Source organism: Pseudomonas sp. FSL R10-1350, from assembly GCF_009600525.1.
In the GTDB taxonomy this organism is placed as follows: Bacteria; Pseudomonadota; Gammaproteobacteria; order Pseudomonadales; family Pseudomonadaceae; genus Aquipseudomonas; species Aquipseudomonas helleri.
This window is the reverse complement of the sequence record NZ_WIVR01000074.1, coordinates 1-22,019: the sequence shown is the minus strand read 5'-3', so window position 1 is coordinate 22,019 and position 22,019 is coordinate 1. Positions and strand designations below refer to the sequence as shown.

The 22,019-nt window shown below is 58.2% G+C and carries 24 protein-coding genes; 12 read left to right on the top strand and 12 right to left on the bottom strand.

Features of this window, described 5'->3' with window-relative positions; genetic code table 11:
- The 7 genes from GHO25_RS22485 to GHO25_RS22455 all read left to right on the top strand — a co-directional run.
- Positions 1–644 (top strand): SDR family oxidoreductase (locus tag GHO25_RS22485; RefSeq protein ID WP_153392488.1); only part of this gene is annotated, 644 nt, incomplete at its 5' end.
- A gap of 3 nt (positions 645–647) precedes the next feature.
- Complete coding sequence (locus GHO25_RS22480; RefSeq protein WP_153392485.1) at positions 648–1,502, top strand: MaoC/PaaZ C-terminal domain-containing protein; 855 nt, start codon at positions 648–650, stop codon at positions 1,500–1,502.
- A gap of 164 nt (positions 1,503–1,666) precedes the next feature.
- Positions 1,667–1,972 (top strand): nucleotide pyrophosphohydrolase, encoded by a 306-nt coding sequence (locus GHO25_RS22475; protein WP_048366476.1) that lies wholly within the window; start codon positions 1,667–1,669, stop codon positions 1,970–1,972.
- Entirely contained in the window at positions 1,969–2,718 is a 750-nt protein-coding gene (locus GHO25_RS22470) for a methyltransferase domain-containing protein (protein ID WP_048366477.1), read from the top strand. Before GHO25_RS22475 ends, GHO25_RS22470 begins: the two co-directional genes overlap by 4 nt.
- A gap of 21 nt (positions 2,719–2,739) precedes the next feature.
- Complete coding sequence (locus GHO25_RS22465; RefSeq protein ID WP_048366478.1) at positions 2,740–3,354, top strand: DUF4136 domain-containing protein; 615 nt, start codon at positions 2,740–2,742, stop codon at positions 3,352–3,354.
- A 27-nt stretch (positions 3,355–3,381) separates the two neighbouring features.
- Positions 3,382–3,981 (top strand): DUF4136 domain-containing protein, encoded by a 600-nt coding sequence (locus GHO25_RS22460; RefSeq protein ID WP_048366479.1) that lies wholly within the window; start codon positions 3,382–3,384, stop codon positions 3,979–3,981.
- A gap of 233 nt (positions 3,982–4,214) precedes the next feature.
- The gene (locus GHO25_RS22455) at positions 4,215–6,164 is read left to right on the top strand and encodes a pilus assembly protein TadG-related protein (protein WP_153392482.1); all 1,950 of its coding nucleotides are present in this window, start codon (positions 4,215–4,217) and stop codon (positions 6,162–6,164) included.
- On the opposite strand, the gene GHO25_RS22450 is transcribed toward GHO25_RS22455, so the two are convergent.
- Positions 6,161–8,896: a PAS domain-containing sensor histidine kinase gene (locus GHO25_RS22450; RefSeq protein WP_082148594.1), complete on the bottom strand. Its 2,736-nt coding sequence runs from the start codon at positions 8,894–8,896 to the stop codon at positions 6,161–6,163. The genes GHO25_RS22455 and GHO25_RS22450 overlap by 4 nt on opposite strands.
- Positions 8,893–9,333 (bottom strand): TadE family protein, encoded by a 441-nt coding sequence (locus GHO25_RS22445; protein ID WP_048366481.1) that lies wholly within the window; start codon positions 9,331–9,333, stop codon positions 8,893–8,895. The genes GHO25_RS22450 and GHO25_RS22445 overlap by 4 nt, the downstream gene beginning before the upstream one ends.
- Positions 9,334–9,403: 70 nt before the next feature.
- On the opposite strand from GHO25_RS22445, the gene GHO25_RS22440 reads away from it, so the two are divergent.
- Together GHO25_RS22440 and GHO25_RS22435 are read left to right on the top strand one after the other, a co-directional pair.
- A complete protein-coding gene (locus GHO25_RS22440) occupies positions 9,404–9,877 on the top strand; it encodes a prepilin peptidase (RefSeq protein WP_048366947.1) in 474 nt (157 codons plus the stop codon).
- A 123-nt stretch (positions 9,878–10,000) separates the two neighbouring features.
- Positions 10,001–10,777, top strand: a complete 777-nt coding sequence (locus GHO25_RS22435) for a response regulator transcription factor (protein ID WP_048366482.1) — start codon at positions 10,001–10,003, stop codon at positions 10,775–10,777.
- Positions 10,778–11,147: 370 nt separating this feature from the next.
- Here GHO25_RS22435 and GHO25_RS22430 read toward each other — a convergent pair whose 3' ends face one another.
- Genes GHO25_RS22430 through cpaB form a run of 8 tightly spaced genes read right to left on the bottom strand, consistent with a single transcriptional unit; the run spans position 11,148 to position 18,589 of the window.
- A complete protein-coding gene (locus GHO25_RS22430; protein WP_048366483.1) occupies positions 11,148–11,414 on the bottom strand; it encodes a DUF3613 domain-containing protein in 267 nt (88 codons plus the stop codon).
- A gap of 17 nt (positions 11,415–11,431) precedes the next feature.
- A complete protein-coding gene (locus GHO25_RS22425) occupies positions 11,432–12,127 on the bottom strand; it encodes a lipopolysaccharide assembly protein LapB (RefSeq protein WP_048366484.1) in 696 nt (231 codons plus the stop codon).
- A 14-nt stretch (positions 12,128–12,141) separates the two neighbouring features.
- Positions 12,142–13,026, bottom strand: coding sequence for a type II secretion system F family protein (locus tag GHO25_RS22420; RefSeq protein WP_153392476.1), 885 nt, complete (start codon positions 13,024–13,026; stop codon positions 12,142–12,144).
- A 1-nt stretch (position 13,027) separates the two neighbouring features.
- Entirely contained in the window at positions 13,028–13,912 is an 885-nt protein-coding gene (locus GHO25_RS22415; RefSeq protein WP_153392473.1) for a type II secretion system F family protein, read from the bottom strand.
- Positions 13,913–13,922: 10 nt separating this feature from the next.
- Positions 13,923–15,197 (bottom strand): CpaF family protein, encoded by a 1,275-nt coding sequence (locus GHO25_RS22410; protein ID WP_048366486.1) that lies wholly within the window; start codon positions 15,195–15,197, stop codon positions 13,923–13,925.
- Entirely contained in the window at positions 15,194–16,393 is a 1,200-nt protein-coding gene (locus GHO25_RS22405) for a pilus assembly protein (protein WP_048366487.1), read from the bottom strand. The genes GHO25_RS22410 and GHO25_RS22405 overlap by 4 nt, the downstream gene beginning before the upstream one ends.
- Complete coding sequence (locus GHO25_RS22400; protein WP_153392471.1) at positions 16,390–17,616, bottom strand: type II and III secretion system protein family protein; 1,227 nt, start codon at positions 17,614–17,616, stop codon at positions 16,390–16,392. The genes GHO25_RS22405 and GHO25_RS22400 overlap by 4 nt, the downstream gene beginning before the upstream one ends.
- Positions 17,617–17,644: 28 nt before the next feature.
- Positions 17,645–18,589, bottom strand: coding sequence for a Flp pilus assembly protein CpaB (cpaB, locus tag GHO25_RS22395; RefSeq protein ID WP_153392469.1), 945 nt, complete (start codon positions 18,587–18,589; stop codon positions 17,645–17,647).
- A 333-nt stretch (positions 18,590–18,922) separates the two neighbouring features.
- Here cpaB and GHO25_RS22390 point away from each other — a divergent pair, with 333 nt between their 5' ends.
- The 3 genes from GHO25_RS22390 to GHO25_RS22380 all read left to right on the top strand — a co-directional run bounded on the left by GHO25_RS22390 (position 18,923) and on the right by GHO25_RS22380 (position 19,843).
- Positions 18,923–19,144: a Flp family type IVb pilin gene (locus GHO25_RS22390; protein ID WP_153392467.1), complete on the top strand. Its 222-nt coding sequence runs from the start codon at positions 18,923–18,925 to the stop codon at positions 19,142–19,144.
- Between the two features lie 110 nt (positions 19,145–19,254).
- Positions 19,255–19,428, top strand: coding sequence for a Flp family type IVb pilin (locus GHO25_RS22385; protein ID WP_256677310.1), 174 nt, complete (start codon positions 19,255–19,257; stop codon positions 19,426–19,428).
- A gap of 4 nt (positions 19,429–19,432) precedes the next feature.
- On the top strand, positions 19,433–19,843 hold the full coding sequence (locus GHO25_RS22380; RefSeq protein WP_048366492.1) for a response regulator: 411 nt from the start codon (positions 19,433–19,435) through the stop codon (positions 19,841–19,843).
- 74 nt (positions 19,844–19,917) lie between these two features.
- Here GHO25_RS22380 and GHO25_RS22375 read toward each other — a convergent pair whose 3' ends face one another.
- Both GHO25_RS22375 and GHO25_RS26190 read right to left on the bottom strand, forming a co-directional pair.
- The gene (locus tag GHO25_RS22375) at positions 19,918–21,600 is read right to left on the bottom strand and encodes a ShlB/FhaC/HecB family hemolysin secretion/activation protein (protein WP_153392463.1); all 1,683 of its coding nucleotides are present in this window, start codon (positions 21,598–21,600) and stop codon (positions 19,918–19,920) included.
- Between the two features lie 185 nt (positions 21,601–21,785).
- Positions 21,786–22,019 (bottom strand): hypothetical protein (locus tag GHO25_RS26190; protein ID WP_178110188.1); only part of this gene is annotated, 234 nt, incomplete at its 5' end.

Below are 22,019 nucleotides of genomic sequence, written 5' to 3'. Positions count from 1 at the left end.
GCGCCGAGGTGGTGTTGCTCGACGTGCCCTCTGCCAAAACCGATCTCGATGCACTGGCCGCGCGCCTGGGCGGGCGCAGCCTGGCCCTGGACATTTGCGCCGCAGACGCCCCCGCGCAATTGGTCGAGCATCTGCCGGACGGCATCGACATCGTGGTGCACAACGCCGGCATCACCCGCGACAAAACCCTGGCCAACATGACGCCCGAATATTGGGATGCCGTGCTTGCGGTCAACCTCAACGCGCCGCAAGTGCTGACCAAAGCCCTACTGGACAGCGGCACCTTGCGCGATAACGGCCGGGTGATTCTGCTTGCGTCCATCAGCGGTATCGCCGGTAACCGCGGGCAAACCAACTACGCCGCCAGCAAGGCCGGGCTGATTGGCCTCGCCCAAGCCTGGGCGCCGCTGCTGGGCGAGCGCGGCATCAGCATCAACGCCGTTGCGCCGGGCTTTATCGAAACCCAAATGACCGCGCATATTCCGTTTGCCCTGCGCGAAGCCGGGCGGCGCATGAGTTCACTGGGCCAGGGCGGCCTGCCACAAGACGTCGCCGAAGCCGTGGCCTGGCTCAGCCAGCCGGGCTCGGGTGCCGTCAGCGGGCAAGCGTTGCGAGTCTGTGGGCAAAGTGCCTTGGGGGCCTGAATCATGACCGTGCATTGGCTCGACCTCAGCGCACCGCCGCACTTGCCCGCGCTGTATGCGCAAGCGGCGGCCAAACGCAAAATCACCGGTAGCACCCTGCCGGAGCAAGGCTTGCGCTGCTGGGTCAACATCGACACCCAGGCGCTGGCGGCCTTTCGTGACGTTTGCGCGATTGCGCCTAGCCCGTTATTGCCGCCGACCTACCCGCATGTGTTGGCGTTCGGCCTGCAAATGCAATTACTGACTGACAAAGACTTCCCCTTCCCGCTGCTGGGGCTGATACACCTGACCAACCGGATCCGGGTCTTGCGGCCCATGGGCGGTGTGACCCGGCTTCGCATCGGCGTGTTTGTGCACAACCTGCAAAAACACCCCAAGGGCGCCACCTTTGACGTCGTGACCCAGGTCGACGATCAACTCGGGCCACTCTGGGAAGCTGAAAGCACACTGCTGTGCAAAGGCGTCGACTTGCCCGGCGAAGTGCCAGCAACCCCGACCTTTAGCCCTATCGCCTTGACCGAACTGACCCGCTGGTATGCGCCGTCGAATATCGGTCGCCGTTATGCCAGGGTCTCGGGCGACTACAACCCCATCCACCTCAGCGCCGCCAGCGCCAAACTGTTCGGCCTGCCCAGCGCCATCGCCCACGGCCTGTGGCTCAAGTCACGCGCGTTGGCAGCCCTCAACGCGCACCTGCCAGCGGCCAATGTCGAGATCAGCGTGGCGTTCAAAAAGCCGGTGCGATTGCCCAGCGAAGTCATCTTGCTGAGCAGCGATGCAGGCTCAAGCGGCGACTTCCAGCTCAACGGGCACGGGGATCTGGTGCATTTGATTGGCCAGTGGCGGCCTATCAGCTGAGACATCAACCTGTACAAGCGAGCTTGCCTCGCGATCTTTTGATGGCTTAAAAGATCGCGAGACAAGCTCGCTCCTACAGGGGATTTGCCTGTACGAAATGCCTTTCACTTGCACCAATCTGCATTCAGTCGCAAGCTTTGCTCCTTCTGGAGAACCCACCCGCGATGAACCTCGAAGAACTCACTCAGCGCATGCACCGCATCCGCGATAACAACGACTGGAAGCAATTTCACAGCCCGAAAAATCTGGCCATGGCGGCCAGTGTCGAAATGTCCGAGCTGGTTGAAATTTTCCAGTGGCTCAGCGAAGACCAATCACGCCAATTATCCGCCGACAAACTGGCCCACGCCGGGCAGGAAGTCGGGGACATCGTGCTGTACCTGTTGCTGTTATGCAGTGAGTTGGGGCTGGACATGGATCAAGTGGTGCGCAGCAAACTGGCCGACAATGAAAGGCGTTTTAGCAAATGAGTGACCGTCACTTCGATCAACTGGCCACCCGTTTTGCTGAAAAAATCTACGGCGGGGCCAAGGGCGCGATTCGTCTGGCGGTGCTGCAGGCCGACCTTGAAGAGGCGCTGCCTCAGCGCCCGTTGCGGGTGCTGGATATCGGCGCCGGGCTGGGCCACATGTCGCTGTGGCTGGCCGAGCGCGGGCATGATGTGACACTCGCCGAACCGGCCGCACCGATGCTCGAAGGCGCACGCGAGCGCTTTGCCGCTGCGGGCCAGACCGGCACCTTTATTCAGGCACCGTGGCAAGAGCTGCTTGGGCAACTGACCGAACCCTATGACCTGGTGATCTGCCATGCCGTACTCGAATGGCTGGCCGAGCCCCACACCATCCTGCCGGTGTTGCACCAACTGACCGCCAAAGATGGTTGGCTGTCGCTGGCGTTTTATAACCGCGACGCCCTGATCTACCGCAACCTGCTCAAAGGCCACTTCCGCAAAATGCGCAAGAACACCCTGGCCGGTGAAAAGCAAAGCCTGACCCCGCAAGAACCGCTCGACCCGCGAGAACTGGCCAGCGCCCTTGAAGGTCTGTGGCAGGTGCAAAGCCAAAGTGGCGTGCGGGTGTTTCACGACTACATGCCAGTAGAGTTTCAAGCCCGCGCTGACCTTGAAGCGCTGGTCGAAATGGAGCTGGCCCACCGTCGCCATCCTGCCTTCGCCGGGCTGGGACGTTATCTGCATTGGGTATGCCGCCCGGTTTAACACCCGCATGGGGAGATGATGATGTATCGCCGCGTTGCCTTGCTCGCTGTAAGTCTGGGATTGGCTGCGTGCCAGAGCCCCAACCCGTATACCGCCAGTTCCATGCCCATCCCGCCTGCTCCGCCGCAAGCGGCCAACACCCTGGACTTGAGCGCCTACCCGGCGCCGCCACGGGACTACGGCCGCTATCAAAGCTGGGCCTGGCGCAACAACCAATTGCCGGCCGGGTCGGCCTGGGCAGACTCCGCACAAATTGCCGAAGCGGTCAGCAATGCCCTGGACCAGCGCGGATTGCGCCCTGCACAACCTGGCCACCCCGCTGATTTGTGGGTGAGTGCAGATTTACACACAGAAAAACGCTTGCGCCAGGTTCAGGACGACTATGGTTATGGCGGCATGTACGGCGACCGTTATGGTCGCTATGGCAACCAGTACGGCATGTACAACAGCGTACCGGTTGTGCGCACCTATGAAGTCGAAGTGATGGTTGTACGGCTCAATCTGTATGACGGAAAAACAGGTCAGCCGATCTGGAGTTCAAGTGCAGAAACCAGTAGTAAAGGCAGCCTGAGCGAACGCAGTGACGCCCTGCGCGAATCACTGAACAAGGCAGTGCAGGCTTATCCTCCCCATTAAAACTGTTTGTTTAAGCGGAGACTCATCATGTTAGGACGCATTGCTTTACTGGGACTGGCCCTGCTGCTTAGCGCGTGCAACAGCCTGCAGGTCACCCATGACTACAACCCGGCAGTCAATTTTGCGCAGTTCAAGACGTGGGCCTGGAAAGACCCGGCCGTGCAATTTTTACCCGACACCCCGATGGTTAAAAACGGCCTGACAGCACAACGCGTGGTCATGGCCCTGAGCAGCCAGCTGGATCAGCGCGGTCTGACCCAGGCAGCGCCCGGCGCCAAACCCGACCTGTGGGTACAAACCTATATGGTCGTGGCCAACCGTCAGGAACAGGTCACCAACTACAGCTATGACGGCGGACCTTGGGGCGGCCCTTGGGCAGGACCATGGGGCGGTTACTGGGGTGGCAACTATTGGGGCGCACCGGCATACGCCGAAACCCGCAATATCGTCTACCAGGTGGGCACCTTGCAGGTGGACCTGATTGACGCCAAAGACGGCAAACTGGTCTGGCGCGGCAACGCCGAAAAAGTCGTCGACGAAGATGCCACGCCTGCAGAGCGTAGCGCGGCGATTTCCAAGGCAGTCAGTGAAATCATGAGTAATTACCCACCCAAGCCAGGGCGTTAATTAAATCAAGCCAACTCACTAACAAAGTATATAACTGCGAAGTATTAATACTTTAGTCAGTGAGTTGGCCCTACTCTTCTCTCTTTACAACCTTTCATCCAACAGTTCCCATTAGTTGCACGCGCGGGCCTTATAAAGTGTGCAACTGGCCAGCATTCTGATCACTCCTTGACTACACTCGCTAAAACTTTAGAGCGAAGCGCTGGACAGTGTTCCAGTATCAGGAGTGCTCAATGTCTCCCCCCTTACGTCGTGCGTACTTCAACGGCCCCCGCCAACAACACGGGGCGATTGGTTTAATGGCGGCACTGACGCTGGGGATGGTGCTGATCTTTATGTTGCTGGTGGTCGACGGCGGCCGCCTCTACCTTGAACAACGCAAGCTGCAGCGTGTTGCTGACATGGCGGTGCTTGAGGCGGTCAGTCGGGGTGGCAGTTGTGCTGCCACCCCGTCGACCGCCACGCTGTACGCCACCCAAAGCGCCGCCCGCAACAGCTTTGTCCCGGCCGGCACGCAACAAACCCTGAACGCCACCTGCGGCACCCTGGTCACCGTCAACCAACTGCGCACCTTCCAGCTCGACCCCAGCAAAAGCGACGCTATCCGCGTAATTGCCACTAACACCATCCCTACCAGCATTGCCGGTGGGGTGTGGGATTTGGTGAGCAAGGGGACGTTGTCGACGACCACGAAGTTGACGGCGAGTGCGGTGGGGAGCAGGCCGGGACCAACGTTGGCACAAATCAGTATTCGCACCACCTTGGCCACGGTAAATACCTCGCAGTCTCCACTGCTCAATAATTTATTCTCGGGGTTGTTGGGCGGGAATGTGTCCATCTCGGCAGTTGGCTGGGATGGTTTAGCCAAAGCCAACATAAACTTGCTGCAATATTTGAATCAACTTGCAATTAACTTGGGTGTCAACGCAGGCGATTACACAACCCTGCTTAATACAAACGTTACTGTCACCCAGCTCATAAAAGCAGCAGCATCCGTTGCCACGCTTAACGGCGCAACACTTGATGTCCAAACTGCGTTAGCCAACCTGCAAGTAGCCGCCATCAACAACACACCCTTAAAAGTTGGAGACCTGTTAAAACTACAAACAGGCACATCCTCTGCTGGTTTGGATACAGACTTGAATTTGTTCTCTCTTATTCAGGCTGCCATTCAAATTGCCAATAAAAATAACGCCGTGGCTGTGAGCCTTCCTATCAATATTCTTGGCCTTGCAAAGGTGACGACTACCGTCAAAGTGATTGAACCACCCCAGTTTTCGGCAATCGGAAACCCGGCCACAGATCGAATTTATGTCCGTACAGCGCAAGTGAGATCTCTGATTACCATCGAGCTCCCCATTCTCAATACTGTCAGTGCGCTTATAAATTTAGTCACAGATCTGCTGTCAGGCCTTACTGCAATTCTTCAAGGACTGATCTGCGGGCTGGGGCTGTGCGGGACCACATACGATACTAAAATTCTGCCTCCTCCATTAATTCTCAGTATCAACCTGGATTCGGGAGGAGCAGATGCTCTGGTGACCGGGTATACCTGCCCTACCGGGACCTCTGGCAGTAAAAGTCTTACGGTTCAGGCCAATACCGTTCTAGCCAACCTGAATATCGGAAGCATTGATGCCAGCAAAGCATTTTCTTCTTCTAACCCGGTAACCGTCACCCCGTTACCCATCGTGAATATCATCAGCAAATCAAATTGCAGCCTGCTGGGGGGGTGCACCTATAAAGATTATGGGGGGGGTGGAATTGCGCTCATGGCTACATTGCCCATTGCTAAAACACCCAGCACTTTAATTTATTCAGCGGCTACAAATTCGGTTCCGCCGAATCTTAAACAGCCTCCTATGGCTAAATTTGCCAGCCCGACTACGAACATCGTAGATAGCTTAAGAAGCACTATCAGTAATGTGCCGATTAAACTTTATGCGCCAGTAGACGGGACGGGCATTTTGAGTGCGCTCGCAACGGGGTTAACGAATGCTGTTAATACTACGCTCCAGTCGATTGTAACCCTCGTCTCAGGACTCATAACCGGGATACTAAGCCCTCTACTCGACCCACTACTCAACAACCTGCTGTCACTGTTGGGCGTTAACCTGATGGCCACCGAAGTCGACGCTAACCTCTCCTGCGGCCAGGGTGGCCCCGCCCAACTCGTGCTCTAACCTTCAACCACCGGCAATTCCACACAAAACCGGGCTCCGTGCCCGGTGTTGCTGACGCTTAACCGGCCGCCCATGTTGTCGATAATCCCGTAGCTCACAGACAACCCCAGCCCAGTGCCCAGGCCGACCGGTTTGGTGGTGAAGAAGGGCTCAAAGATCCGTTCCAGCAGGCGCGGGTCGATGCCGCCCGCATTGTCTTCCACCGTCACACGCACGCTGTTGTCACTCGCGCCTGCGGTCAAGGCGATCCAGGGGGTGAACTCGTGGTCGGTTTCGCGCTTGCTCATCAGTGCATCGCGGGCGTTGATCAACAGGTTGATCAACACTTGTTCCAATTGGTCGACGTGGCCGCGCACCTGCAACGCATCGTTCAAACACTCAGTGCGCAACTCAATGCCTTTGCCGCGCAAGCCTTCGCACAGCAAGGCCAGGGCGCCTTCCAGCGCTTGCGCCGGGTTGAAGGCTTGTTGCTCGACTTCTGAACGTCGGCCGAACACGCGCATGTGGTCGACCACCCGCGCTGCCCGTTGGATCTGGGCATCGATGCGGGTGAGTTTGTCTTGCAGGTAGTCGTGCTCCACATCGCCGTTGCTCACGCGCTTGAGCATGTTGGCGATGGCCATGCGCATGACGTTCAATGGCTGATTGATTTCGTGGGCAAGGCCCGTGGCCATTTCACCCAAGGTGGCCATTTTGGCGCTTTGGGTCATTTGCTGTTGCGAGCGACGCACGTCGGTGTTGTCGCGGCCCACGGCCTGGACTTCGAGCAACTGGCCCTGGGCATCAAACACACCCCGGTCCGACCACACCCACCAGGCATACTCATGCCCCGGCAGTTGCAAGCTGATTTCGGCGGTACTCACCGGGTTTTGCGGGGTTAACCGGGCAATGCGCTGCATAAATTCCGCGCGCTGTTCGGTCGACAACCAACTGCCCAGATTCACCCCCGGCAATGCCTGCGGGGTGCACTCCAGGTACGCCGCCAGCGGCTGGTTGCCAAAGGTCAGGGTCAGGTCTGGCAGATAACGGCAAATCATCGCGGGCGAGTCTTCGACCAGCACCCGATAACGCTCTTCACTGCGCTTGACCCGTTCAGTGGTTTCGGTGGCTTCGGTCACATCCAGCCACAACCCCACCGCCTCGATCGGCAGCCCAAGGTCATCGCGCAATAATTTGGCCTCGTCCAGCAACCAGTGGTAGTTGCCCTTGCTATCACGCAGGCGATACCGACGCCGGGCGCTGCCAAAGCGCAACAGTTGGCGGGTGCGGTCAAAGTACTGCTCGCGATCGTCAGGGTGAATCCACTCGATCAGCCCGGCCCCCTGGCTCTCGGCCAGCGTCCAACCCAGTAACGGTTGCAGGCTGGCGCTAAAAAAGGCGGGCACTAACGCTCCTTTCTCATAGCGCTGCACATAAATCACCGCCGGTGAACTGGCGATCAGGTTGTCCAGCCGCGCATGGGCGGCCGTCGCTTGCAGTTGCTGACGTTTGATTTCACTGACATCCAGCATAAAACCGACGATACGCCGCTGGCTGCCCGTGCCGACCGCTTGCCCCTGAATCCGATACCACGGGGTCGGCCCCGCGTTCTGCGGCAGGTCCAGACGCGCAACCACCATCAGGTCTTTGCCATGTTCAATCAGCTCATCAAAACGAATACTGAGCTCATCGCGATCGGCCGGATGAAACAGCGCCAGCCAGGCTTTGCAGGTTAAGGGCGTGTGCGGGGCCGACAGGTTTTCGGCCAATTGCGGCGCCAACTGCACCTGCTCGGTGGCCGTCGACCACTCCCACCAACCCGTGCCCAACAAACCTTCCAGCGCTTGCACCCGCTCACGGTGCTCGGCCTGTTGCTGCTCGCGCAAGCGCTCCAGCAAAGGCCCGGCCAAGGCGGCGCACACGTGCGACCAATCGCTCTCTCTCATCAGCGCAGGGCGCGTAGAAAACCCCAATAACAGCCAAGCACTGAGCCCGCGCTGATCGTGATAAGGCATGCACAAGCCATCGGTCGCGCCCAGCAGGTTGCGAAATTGAAACGGTTGCTCGTTGGCAGCGGCCTGGCCTGAATGACGTGATCCACTGAGACTGTCCAGCGCGCTACCCAGGCTTTGCCCCACCTCCCACAAGTGCGCTGCGCCGGGCGCCTGATAAACGCTAAAGAGGCTCCAGTCCGGCTGCCCTTCTTCATGTAGCGCCAGGGCGATGCACGGCACCTGCCATTGCTCGCCGATGCGTTGCAACGACTCCTGCGTCACCTGCGGCAAACGCGCCATGCTGCATAAGCGTAATTGCCTGGCCAGGCTCAAGCTCAGTTGCATGCAAAGCTCACGGTTGTGGGCTTGCTGGCCTTCGCGGCGCAGGTCGCTGATGTCCAGCAACTGCAACAGCCAGCCGTCAGCGTGTGGCTGAACCCAACCGCGGGTGTGCATCACAGAACCATCAGCGCATTGGAAGTCCAGATCTAGGCTGTGCCCCAACCAATCGGCCGGGGTCCCTTCAAGGGCCTGAGTGCTGCCCGGCACCAAATAATCGAGCAATAAACGCGTAGCGTCAGCGCCGCTGACCGGCTGCACACCGAAACGCTGAGCGCCGTGCACCTCCAGCACCCGCCCCTGATGATCGAGCAACAAGTGCAAGGCCGTGTCCTTGCCGGGTTGCGCTGCACGGTGCTCAGGCAAAGGGTCTTGAGCGCGGCCCGAGAAGCGCCCAAACGGCTTGCCACCCAAGTTCAAAACTGCAGGCTCGACTGGGCCGACAAGGTGTCCGGCAAGCTCGGCACTGTGATGCCACCCGGCAGTTTGAGCACCGGCAGAATGTTGCTGAGCGTTGCGGCAGGGAGGCTAACGGTTACGGTCAATATTCCCGCGCTGTACACCGCCGTTTTACTGATATTGGTGGTCATCGCCGTGGGCATCCAGCCCAGTTGCTGGTCCAGCACGCCCTTGGCCACCGATTCGACCTTGGCCTTGTAATCTGCCGTTGCCAACGTCGGGTCCACCGCCATGCTGCGGCGCACCGCCTCTGCCGTCGACTGGTTAAAAGACTGCATCAGCAGCAGCGGAAAGCTGTAGCTGAGCACGCCATACAGAACTGAGAAAAAGATCACAAAAACCAGGGCGAACTCAATCGCCGCCGCGCCTTTTTGTGAGTGGGGAAGGTCAACTTTCATGACTGCGTCTACCCTGACAATTCACCGTGATATCAGCATAGAATCATTCGAAGAAAAGGGACGGGAATACGTGATCCATTTAGCGGTTTTATTCATTTGGTTTACCGCCTGCGCTGCCCAAGACCTTTACCAACGTCACATCGCCAACAGCCTGACATTTGGCGCCGCAGCCCTGGCGTTGGTGTACCTGCTTTGGACCGGCACCACCTGGCTGGGCGCCAGCGCGGCTGAAGGCGGCTGGGCCCTGTTGATTGCTTTAGTCCTGACCTTGCCCGGCTACGCCCTGAACAAACTGGGCGCTGGCGATGTAAAACTGTTGATGGCACTCGCACTGGCAACCGATCGTCCGATACTGCTGGGCACGTTTATTGGCGCAGGTCTTAGCGCAGGGCTGTGGTTTTGGCTCGCGCCAAAAGTGCTCCCTCTATTGAATCAACGTCTTACCCATCCCCCCGGCGAAAACATCAAAGGCGCGTCAAAAAAACTGCCCTTCGCCCCTTTTCTTTTATGCGGCTTCAGCTTGTCCGTTTTGTGTCTAACCTAATCAAAACGAAGGATTTATTACATGTACAGCGTAGGAAACTACGTCTATGTTTCCTGAACCCCTCGCCATTCACGCGAGTGGTTCAGGACGTCTTAAATTGGCTTGCCAGGCATGGAGTAGCGCGTGAACAAGCTCACCTCAAAAATAAAAGTGTTAGTGGTCGACGATCAGCCGTTGATTGTCGAAGAACTCAGTGAGTTCCTGGAAAGCAGCGGTTACCGTTGCGTGCCTTGCGAATCAAGCCGTGAAGCCGTGGAGGCGTTTGTCGCGGATCCCGAGATAAGTCTGGTGCTGTGTGACCTGCACATGCCCGACATGAACGGCATCGAATTAACCCAGCATCTGCAGAAAATTGCCGGTAAACACCGCCTGTTTGAAAGCATCCTGTTGACCGGCCATTCCGACAAACAGGACGTGATCAAAGCCTTGCGCATTGGCATTGCCGACTACTACCCCAAACCGGTTGACCTTGCGGAATTGCTTGAGGGTATTCAGCGTCAGGAGGCCGTACTGCGCGAACGGCAAAAGAACGAGCATCTGGGGCATTTGAACCAGAAGTTGCAGTACTTGGCTGAGTCTATCGACGACCTTTATCAAGACATGGAAACGGTTCGCCATCCGCCGCCGTTCAAGAGCACTGTGGCTGCGGACGACGAAGCCTTGAGTGACCTGCCACCGATTTTCAAGCAGTTGTCACCGCGCCAGCTGGACGTGGCCAAACTGGTGGGCAAGGGGCAGACCAACTACCAGATCGCCTGTGATTTGGGCATCACCGAAAACACGGTCAAGCTCTATGTGTCCCAGGTGTTGCGCCTGACCCACATGAACAACCGCACCCAGTTGGCGCTCGCCCTCTCCCCCAGTGCATCCGCCCAACAGCATCGGCAAACGGCGCACTGACCACAGCCTGTAGTCGCTGACGAGGAACGAGGCTGCGATGGGTTGCACAGCGCCCCCACACGGCGGTCCTGGACCCGCATCGCAGCCTTCGTTCCTCGTCAGCGACTACAAGAGCGGCTTGGACCTGTAGTCGCTGACGAAGCATGAGGCTGCGATGGGTTGCGCAGCGACCCCACACGGCGGTCCTGAGGCCCGCATCGCGGCCTTCGTTCCTCGTCAGCGACTACAAGAGCAGCTTGGACCTGTAGTCGCTGCCGAAGCATGAGGCTGCGATGGGTTGCGCAGCGACCCCACACGGCTGTCCAGGGCCCGCATCGCAGCCTTCGTTCCTCGTCAGCGACTACAAGCATGAGGCCGCGGCGACAGTGCCTTATTGCTGCTTGGCCTTACCGCCTTCGTCCTGTTTGTAGTACTCAGGGATGGGGTGGGTGTAGCTGTCCAGCCAGCGTTGCAGGCTGCGTTCGCGCTCGGCCGGGGTCGCCACCTGGCGTTCCTTGGACTGGGCCTGACCACTGACTTGCAGCTGCAACCAGCGCTCGGTTTCCTGCTGGTACTGGGACGCCGGCCCCGGCTCTATCGCCAGCACGCTCAGCGGCAGCATGCCCAACAACACGGCCCAACGAATTGAACATTTCATGGCAAACCTCCAACGCGTTATTTGATTGCAGCCACCTGATGACTGGCCGGTTTGGCAGCCTGGGTTTTCAGGGCCTGGGCCCTGGCTTGTGCATCACTCACTTGTTCAGGGGTCAATTCAGCGCGGCTGGCCAGCTCCGCCGCCTGGTTCCATTGGTCCTGATAGATGAGCAAGGTGACCAGGTTCAACGCCGCCAATTGATCCGACTGCTTAAGCTCCAGCGCCGTCAAAAACTCAAAACGCGCTTCGTCGGTGCGCAGTTGGTTGAGGTACACCACGCCCAGGTCATTGCGGATTTTTTCGTCCGTGGGCGCCGCTTGCGCTGCACGCTCAAGGTAGGACGCCGCCAGCGTGTTATCGCCTCGTGCTGCCGCCAACTGGCCCAGGCCATGATCACCTTCGGCGCTCAAGCAGGTGCCGAGCAGCCCGCGGTACAACGGCCCGGCTTCAGGGCGGCCCAACTGGCGATAGATCCGCGCCTTGCGCAGTTGCACCTGGGCGAAGCCCTCCGGCAGATTTTGCAAGTTGGCCAGGCTGGCGTGCAGCTTGCCCTCCTTGGCCATGTCGTCGGCCAGGTTCATCGACAGTTCCTGATCATCGCTCAACTTGCCGCAACTGCCACCGCTAAAGGCGGCCCACGGCGGGTTGCTCGGCCCCCCGGTGGCACATCCCCCCAGCATCAACAGCGCACACACGGCCATGACTGCTTTCATGCTCATACTCCTGATCAAGAGCCAAAGGCCCGTGCGATAGCAATAAAACTCGGCCCGCCCAACACAATCAGCAACGCCGGAAACAGAAACATCATCATCACCACCGACATCTTGGCGGACATTTTTGAGATGTATTCCTCCATGCGGGTGAGACGTCGGTCATCCAACAGGCTTTTCAGTGACTGCAACGATTTCATCGCGCCACCGCCTTGCTGAAGCAATTGCTTGAGGATCACGCAGGTGTCGTCAAACTCATCCACCGCCAGCAAACTGGCCGCCTTGTCCAGTTCCTGGCTCAACTCCAGGCCCGAGTCCACGCGGGCCAGCACCAGCCGCAGCTCACCTGTAAGCACCGGCAGCAGTTGCCGGGCTTCGATGCTTAACACCCGCAGCGCTTGTTCCACCGCCATGCCTGACTCAAACAAAATGCGCAGCAGGGGGATAAACGTCGACACCTCAACCGCCGCCGCTTCCTGACGCTTTTTAGCGACGTGGGCAAGCATGCGCTTGGGGATCAGATACCCCAGCGCCAAAGCAAACAGCAGCACGATCATCAAATAGCCGGAACCCGGGTAAAACAGTTCATGCCCCAGAAACGCCAGCCCGGCCACGGCCACCGGCGTACCGACCTGGAATGCCGCAAACAGCGAACGCTGGCTTGCCGTGCGCCAGCCGACGCGGTTCAGCAACACTTGGGTTTCGTTGTCCATGGACACCGAGCGCTGGCCAAACTTGCTGCTGCCCAGTGCGCGCATCCACACGCTGATTTTTCCCGGGCCGGTATTTTCGCCTTCCAGGCGTTGCACCACCCGTTGCTGGCGCAAGCGCTGTTGAACCGCGCCATGGATCAAAACCCCGAGGCTTGCCAACAGCAACACTGCGCAAATCAGCAAGGCCATGTCATACGCTCCGTACCATGCGCCACAAGGCAAAACAGCCAATGGCTTGCAAGCCAAACGCGGCAATCAGCAAATGTTGACCACTCGCGTCGTGCCACATGTTCACCAGAAAGGTCGGGTTGGTGACCATGAAATAGCCGCCCACCAACAGCGGCAACAGCGCCAATACCAACGCCGTGACCCGCGTTTCGCCGGTCATGGCCTTGAGCTTGCGCGCCCCTGATTCACGCTCACGAATCAACACGATGAGGTTTTCCAGCAATTCGCTGGCGTTGCCGCCGTAGCGGTGATTGACCTTCAAGCCCAGGGCAAACATGCGAAATTCATCGCGCTCATACAGCTCGGCAAAATCCTGCACCGCCTCGGGCAAACTCACGCCCAACTGCACGTTGCGCGCCACACGGCTGATGCTGTCTTTGAGCGGGTCATGGGAGGCCTCGATGGCATTGAGCACCGCATCGGCCAAGGTGCGCCCAGCCTTCAGGCTGCGCACGCAGTGGTCGAGCAATTGCGGCAATTGCTCAACCATGCGCTTGACGCGACGCTGGTAACGCCAGCTGACAAAAAGCTTTACGCAGACCGGCGGCGCGACCAGGAACACCAGAAAAAAAAACCAGCCGCCCAGCAGCGCCGCCAATGCCACCGCACCGGCCCAGATCAGCAGCCACAACCCCAAGCGCTCCGAAGGGCGACCCAACCCCGCCTGCAAAAACGCCCGGTCCAGCCACTCGACACCCAGCGCCTTGTCCGCCATTTGCGGGTGGCCTTCGGTCAAGCGGCCCAGCACCCGGCTGGTGGTGGGATCGCGCAAGGCGCGGTAGACCAGGTTCATCGACATCATGAACATCATCAGGCTGATCGCGAACAGTATCAGGGCCGGAATCATGATCTGCGCCTCAGCCGTTGGCATTCAGAATCGGGTCGCGACGCAACTTGTCGCTTGCCGGGTTCAGTGCCTCACGCACAAAGCCAAAGCCGGTGCGTTTGTCCAGCCGGAACAAGGTGTTGGTGACGTACACATCGTCACGCACGCCCACCACTTCCAGCACTTCACTGACACAGCGGCGCCCGTCAGACATACGGGTCAGCTGGATAATCACGTCGAGGGCGGCGCAGATCATCTGGCGCAGGGTTTTTTCCGCCACCGTACGGCCGGTCAAACCCACCAGGGTTTCAAGGCGCAACAAGGCGTCTTGCGCGGTGTTGGCGTGCACGGTACTCATCGAACCATCGTGACCGGTGTTCATCGCCGTCAGCACATCGAGCACTTCTACGCCTCGAATCTCGCCGAGGATAATGCGGTCCGGACGCATCCGAAGGGCGTTGCGGATCAGGTCGCTGGATTTGACTTCACCGTGCCCTTCGGAATTCGGCGGGCGGGTTTCAAGGCGCACCACGTGGGGGTGGCCCAACTGTAATTCGGCCACGTCTTCGATGGTGACCAAGCGCTCGTGCGGGTTGATCAATTGGCTGAGGATATTCAGCAACGTGGTTTTGCCGGTGCCGGTGCCGCCGCTGATCAAAATGTTGCAGCGCTTGCCCACCGACTCCTGAAAAAACTCATAGATCGACTGATCGATGGTTTGCATCGCCACCAGGTCGCTACTTTTGAGCATGTCTTTGCGAAACTTCCGGATCGACAGGCAGGGACCGTCCAGCGCAATGGGCGGGATGATCGCGTTCACCCGGCTGCCGTCGGGCAGCCGTGCATCGACCATGGGTGACGACTCATCCAGGCGCCGACCCAGCGGCGCCAAAATGCGCTGCATCACACGCTCGACGTGATGATCGTCGATAAAACGCAAATCGCTGTGGCTCAACAGACCGTCGCGTTCAACAAACACATGGTGCGGGCCGTTGACCAGAATCTCGGTAACAGCGCTGTCGCGCAGCAGCACTTCCAGGGGCCCGAACCCTGTCAGTTCGTCAACGATTTCCTCGGCCAGACGTTCCATCTCGTAGCGCGAAATGGCCAGGTGCAAACGCGATACGTATTCGGCCACGCGGTCGGTGACAAACTGCGACAAGGCATGGCGCGAATCTTCCAGCAGATTTTTGCCGCTCTCCTCGATGGCGTCGATGATGTAACGGTGCAGCACCATTTTTAGGCCGTCGTGGTCGGCGCGCCCGTCTTTGTGAAGCCCGGAACCGAACAGCTGCTCTTTGGTCATTTGGACCCCCACAGACGGTTAAGCCATTTGTCCGCGACGGAGGACGGTTTGCCCGACGCCACAGAGCGCTTGGCCAACTGTTCACCGATCTTTTTCAAGCCTTGGCTCAAAGCCTCGCGCGGCCCCAACTCAAACAACGTGACAGCCTGATTTTTCGCATTGAGGCGTAACTCGGCACTCAGCGGCAACGAGACCAGTACCGGTAAATCAAAGCTTTTGGCCAACGCATCGACATCCGGAGCAATCCCCCGCAGGCAGCGGTCGACCACCAGCCCCGTGTGTTCGAGTTTCATGCCCTTGTTGCGCCAGAGGTTGAGTACATCCAGATTGCGGCGGCAATCGAGCACGTTCTGATCGACGTACCAGAGCAGCTTGTCGCAGTGGGTCACGAACGTGCGCAGCGCCTCGCCATCCGGCTGGCCCGTGAGGTTCACCACAATGTGCTGGAAGTGCTGACGCAAAGCACTGAGCAACATGTACAACTCGGCGGCGCTGGTGTGCTCCAGAGGCTCATCGGCGTTGCTGTGGGCCAGCACCCGCAAGCCGTCCGGGGTTTTGGTGAACGCACTGTCGATCAAGGTGCTGTCCAGTCGCCGAAGATGGCGCAGCGCATCGCCAAAAAAGAACGAGCTTTCAAGGCCCAACAGCGCCAGGCCGTCGCCACGGGGAATGCCCAAATCCAGAAACAGGGTTTTCTGCCCGCTCTTTTGCACCACCAGCGCCAGGTGGCTGGCCAGCAGCGCGCCATCGGCGTTGCATTGCGCGCTGAACAACACGCTAAGGCCGCCCAGCTCGGTATTCGGCGTCACCGGCGGCAGGCGCTTGCTCAACCGCCGTACCAGCCCCGCCACTTCACTGGAGCGCGAGCCATAAGCGACAAAATCTCGCGCCCCGGCACGCATGGCATTGAGCACCAACTGGTTGTCCATGCCGTCGCCCAAGGCCACGATCGCCAGCATCGGCTTGGCCTCCAGCGCGCCTTCGATCAACGCGCACTGGGCCACCACCTTCTCCCGGTCCAGCCCCACAAACACCAGCCCGGCAAAGGTCACGTCAATTAATGCGAGCAGTTCATCAAGACTGCTGGTACCCGCCCCTACCACTTGGCCGAGCGGCGCCAACGCGCCCTGCAGCCACTCAAGATCGGTGTTGTTGCGCGTCAGCGCGAGAAACGTCTGGCTCAGGCTCTGGCTCATTGGGATAACCCGCTACGGCGATTGAAATTGCCGTTTTCAAGGAAATACAAGCGATACCAGTTGGGGTCGTAATTGCGCAGCTTTTCGCCCGGCATGCTCGGCAGGGGCGCATTGGCAGCCAAGGGTTGAACCAGATGCGGGGTCACGATCATCAGCAGCTCTTTTTCTTCGCGGCTGATGTTCGAATCGCGGAAAAACGCCCCCAGAATCGGCACGTCACCCAGCCCCGGGAATTTGTTCACCTGCGAGGTGTTGCGCGTACTGATCAAGCCGCTGATGACAAAACTTTCGCCATCGGCCAGCGAGATGCTGGTGTCGGTACGGCGTACGTTAAGCCCCGGCACCAGCGTCCCGGCGATGTTCACCGCGTTGGTGTAATCCAGCTCGCTGACTTCGGGTGCGACCTTGAGCAGGATGCGGTTGTTGCCGACCACGGTCGGAGTCAGCGTGAGGCGAATACCGAACTCCTTGTACTCGATCGACACGTTATCGCTGCCGCTGCTCGGCACAGGGATCGGTACTTCGCCCCCCGCCAGAAAGGTCGCACTTTGCCCGCTCAATGACACCAGGCTCGGCCGCGCCAGGGTGTAGGCAAAACCGCTGCCCTCCAGCGCATTGATCATCGCCCGGACCCGGCCACCGCCAAAACCAATGTTGAAGTTTTTGCTGTTGGCGATCGGACCGCCGGTGATGATGTTTTCAGCGTTAGTGATGAATGAGTTGGGTGAACCAAACAGAAAGTTGCTGCCCTGACCAAAGATCGACGTGCTGGCTTCCTGCAGCTTGGTCCGGCTGACCTCAACAAAGCGAATGTCGGTTTGTACCTGGCTGAGCAAGGCCGGGTCTTCTGAGGGCGACACGGAGGCGCTGGTAAAGCTCTGGGTGGCTTTGCCTTTGACGAACACCATGCTCTGGCGCGGGGTTTTCGAGCAGGCGGTCCAGACCATCAGGCTGGTGGTGCCCGGCGCGACACCGGTGAGCAAAAAGGCATTGCTGCCGTTGGCATGCACATCGGCAATGCTCGGATCACCGACGGCAATACGCGTAATGGCAACCGGCGAGTCCAGCGCTTGCTGGATGCCCTGCCCCACTTCCAGCACCGCTGGCAATTGCCCAAGCGCTGAGCAATTGGAGGGCGCGGCCAAGGCCATTTCAAAAGGCAAGCTGCTTAGAACCAGAGTCCAGACAGCTCGTTTGTACAGCGCTACGCAACGATGGCTCATAGGGTCTTCCTTGCAGATCAGGCTTTTTTTATTGAGCAGGCTGTTGGGCCGTTTGGTTGCCGCGAATGATTTCGATGCCCCGCGCACGCGGAACGGTGCCGCCGCCAGGGTTCGCCACCGGGGCGACTTTTGCCGGGCCGGTAAAGGCCAATTGGTTGAACTGATAAAGGTCGCGTCGGGCGTTCTCAAGCTTGCTTGGGGCGTCTTGCTCACCCGCCCAGTACTTGCTCAAGCGATCTTCCTTGGCGCTGCGCACGGCCAGGCGCAAGGTGCCCGCCTGGGCTGCGAGCATCAGCTGGCTGAGCAGCGGCGCGGGAACGGCCAGCACGGCCGAACGTGCAGTGGCCCGGCGCTGCACTTGTTTGAGGGCTTCGTCGGCACTCAGCGTTGCCTTGGATGACTGACCGTCGCTGCTCTGCCCCACCTCATCCCCCACGCTCAACACCCGCACGGCCGGCACCACCACTTGTGCCGACTGCTGCGGGTTGGACTGGTCCTCGCGCAGGGACAGCAACACGTCTACATAATCGTCGGGGGACAACTGCCCGCTGGCGCCGATCACTTCATCAATGGCCACCGCCAGTGCGCGTTCATCCGGGCGGATCATCCGCGCCAACGGCCCACCGACTTCAAAGCTTTGTTCATTCAGCCAGGTACCCGCGCTCAAACTGCGCCACGGAGCACGCCCTACCACCTGATCAACCGAGGAATAACTGCCTGCGGGCGCCGTGTGCAGTTTTTCAAGGGTCACATCGTCGGCCGTCAAGGCCACATGCGGGGCAACATCGCGTACCAGCACCACCACAGGCTTGCGCGTCTGGTCTTCAACTGTGGCGACACTCTGCTCAACGACCTGGGTTACCGGTACCTGCGCAACCGGCTGCTGGCGGGTTATTACCAAACCCCAAAAACCCGCGGCAATGGCACCGATAAACAAGAGCGCGGCCAGGATCAAACTGCGTCGGTTATTCATTAACACACTCCCTTTGCCACTCTGTACTGCACATCAGGAAATCCATTCGCACATCGGTCGCTATGTCAGACATTATTATTGCGACCATTTCGCTATTTGAAAGTAGCGCACACAAAGCAAAATGCCATTAGGCAACTCAAAAAAAATAGAGTGCCGCCGAAGACCTTGATTTACCGTAACTTTCACAAAAACACTTTTGGATTAATACTTTTGCATTAGCGCTTTTTAACAGTTGATGGATTCCCTTTTCTTGCCAATGCTGTGATGGCAAATAGTAATTACGTCGTCCCCTTGCTGCGAAGTGCCCTCTTTGGCGCACCCAGGAGAAATTAGATGTTTACCAATACTGTCCTGAAAGTCTATGTTCCGACCCAACTCTTCGTGGCGCACCATATCAAGCAATTTACAAAGCGCACTGAAGGGGCGTCGGGTATTGAATACGCCATTATTGCTGCCATGGTTGCGATTGCTCTCGCTGCCTTTGTGACGCCTATTTCTACTCAAATCAAGGCCATGTTTACCACTATTCAAACGGCGGTGACTGCACCTAAATAAATTTAGCGAAACATCAATAAATGGACTAGCCGCCTGGAAGACGGGGTATTAGGAGATATCAAATGTTTTCAAACACCGCTTTGAAAGTCTATGTCCCGGCCTATACCTATATGACAGGTAAAGCCAAGCTATTCTTCCAACGTACAGAGGGCGCGTCGGGTATTGAATACGCCATTATTGCGGCAATGGTCGCTATCGCTTTAGCGGCCTTCGTCACCCCAATATCGGGCTCAATCGATACAATGTTTACAACGATTAAAAACGCTGTTACCAAACCCGCTTAACATCATGAACAGCCGATCTAAACGCCAACAGCTTCTCTTGGTAGACGACGAAGAGGACGCTCTGCTGGAGCTGGCCGAACTGCTGGAGGGCGAGGGCTTTTGTTGCTTTACGGCAACCTCAGTCTCACTCGCCCTTCGGCAGTTGACCGTTCACCCGGACATTGCCCTGGTCATCACGGACCTGCGCATGCCCGAAGAAAGCGGCATTGCATTAATCCAGCGCCTGCGAAATCACACCGCTCGACAACACTTGCCCGTCATTGTTATTTCCGGCCACGCCGACATGGACAATGTCAGCGACTTATTGCGCTTGCAAGTCCTGGACTTGTTCCGCAAACCGATCTATCACGACCGTTTGATCCACACACTCAATTACTTATTCCCCGTCTCCAAACTCTACTCAGTCCGCCCATAACCCCACCTACTACTGTAGAAGCGAGCTGCCTCGCGATCTTTTGATTGTTTAAAGATCGCAAGACAAGCACATCCTTATAACTGATAACTAAAACTCAAGGTATAACGCGGCCGGCGGTTAAAACTGTCCAACGCCATATCCGACATGGGCTTGGCCACCTCCAGCGATAAATTGTAATAACGCTTATCGCCAAAACGCAGCCCAATGGCTGCAGATGACATATCAGAACCTTTAAGGGGAAGTTCGTTAAACCAGGTTTTCGCCTTATCCAATACGGCATAAGGCTGTAACAATCTCACCCACTCACCGTCGCGATTAAAACTGTAGTTGAGTTCATAGGCCACACCCCAGCCTTTATCACCTGACGCTTGATCATCGGGATAACCACGACCAAAATTTTGACCGCCGAATACGGCACGCTCGCTGTCCGCCAATGTATCGTCACTCCAATACAAAGCACCCGATACTACGCCCTGCCAATTATCGAAAAACGTATCACTTTGAACACCTGACACACGCAAGCGAAAGAAATCCAGATCATAGTGATTGCCGGTCAAGTTACTTTCCGTCTTGGCCCCCAACCCATTAATCCCTTGATATAAACCTGCACTGACAATCCGCAATTGTTGGCCCGTGGACTTGCGCCAATCCCCTTCAACCGCCAAAGCCCGTACATTGGTTTTTTCGCTGATGGTTTGCGAATAACCGACGATGTCGTAATCGGTTTTATCGTTCACCCCATATAAACGACCCGCAACGCTTAACCATTGGTCAGGCGCGACGATCAGCGGGTGGCTGACGCCAATCGAAAAGCGATCATTTTCGCGGTGGGGCTTGAGCTCAAAACCGTCACTGGTCGCAATACTGGTGGCCGGATCACTGCGATAACGCGTGCCATACAGGCTCAACTGAGTGCCCTCGGCGTTCAGGTACTGGCTGTAATCAATGCGGTAGTAGTGTTCTTTGTCGTGCCCCGGCGGGAACAGCCCGCTCACGGTCAATTGCTCGGCCATGGCGGTTTGCGAGTTGCTGTTGACGCTGAACAGGGCCTGGGTACTGTCGCGGCTGCCTTCGACCAGGCTCATGCCGGTGGTGAACGGTTTGCGGCTGGCCGTGACGTGCAGCGTCGCCGCCCCATCGGTGGTGCCCGGCGGCGGCACTTGCGCCTGCAATGTCACCCCCGGAATACGGCTCATCAGCGTGGCATAGCGATCAAAGGTTTTACGGGTTAGCGGGCGTTCGCCCTTGAGCTTGTCGACCAGCTCATCAATAAACCCTTTAACCCGCCCGACATCACCCTCCACCTGGTAATCGCGGATATACCCCTCGACCAGCACCACTCGCACCAGGCCCTGATCAAAGTTCTGCGGCGGCAAAAACGCGTACGACAACAAGTACCCATCGGTTTGGTAGCGCTGGGTGATGGTGCGCGTCGCTTCAATCAGCTCACTGAGGGTAATTTCATGCCCCAGCAGCGATTTATAGGCGGCGCCCAGCTCTTGCAGCGGGTACACCGTGCCGCCCTCGATCTGCAATTTGCGGATGGTCAGGCGGGTGCTCATCATCAAGGGCTGGGCGTCGGTCGCGGCCGGTTTGGGCAGCTTTAAGGCAGGTGTTTGCGGGCGATAGGCATCCACCGGCAAGTTGGGCGCGGGTAGCGACTGCAGGGTTTCGTTGCTGTTGAGATAGCGTGGAAGCGGTTCAGCACCCACGCACGGGGCCAAGGCCAATAACAAGAACGGGACATAAGTTCGCATATGACACTCCATGGTCAACAACAGCGGCTTAATGGCCTGGACGCGCCATTAAGCAATGACGCTGTCCAAACAGCAGTCCTACAACCTGGATACAAAAAAAAGACGAGGGATTCATGACAATCCCTCGTCTCAACCAAGCGTAGGCGTTGTAGGTATGGCCGTCGAACCGGCCAGGTGCAATTTCGTCAGTTTTTCTTGCCCAAATTACCCAGCCCGCCCACCACGCCTCCAACCAAACCTGTGACCAGGCCAGTTCCCGAACTTGCACCCGCGCCCGCGCCAGCACCTGCTGCGGCACCCGCTCCGGCACCGACACCCGCACCCGAGGAAGAAGTACCTGCTCCCACCCCGACACCGGCGCCTACGCCGACCACCGCACCCACTCCACCGCCCAGCAAGCCACCTACACCGCCTGTACC